At 71.2% G+C, this 330-nt stretch carries 1 protein-coding gene; it reads left to right on the top strand.

Annotated elements, in window-relative coordinates; translation table 11 throughout:
• Nucleotides 1-330 (top strand): homocysteine S-methyltransferase family protein (locus tag ACTT8P_RS38540; protein WP_442836442.1); only part of this gene is annotated, 330 nt, incomplete at both ends.

The raw sequence follows: 330 nt of genomic DNA, 5'->3' as shown, positions 1-330 counted from the left end.
GCTGGCGGACGCGCAGGAGACGTTCGTCCGTGAGTACGGTCTGTCGCTGGTGGGCGGCTGCTGCGGGACCACGCCGGAGCATCTGCGGCAGGTGGTGGAGCGGGTGCGCGGCACGGTTCCCACCGAGCGGCGGCCGCAGCCGGAGCCGGGGGCGGCGTCGCTGTACCAGTCGGTGCCGTTCCGGCAGGACACCTCGTATCTGGCGATCGGTGAGCGGACCAACGCGAACGGGTCGAAGAAGTTCCGGGAGGCGATGCTGGAGGCGCGCTGGGACGACTGTGTGGAGATGGCCCGGGACCAGATCCGCGAGGGCGCCCACATGCTGGACCT

It is taken from the genome of Streptomyces sp. JW3 (genome assembly GCF_052216785.1).
GTDB lineage: Bacteria > Actinomycetota > Actinomycetes > Streptomycetales > Streptomycetaceae > Streptomyces.
Note: the sequence above shows the minus strand (reverse complement) of the source record. Positions and strands in the feature narration are given on the sequence as shown.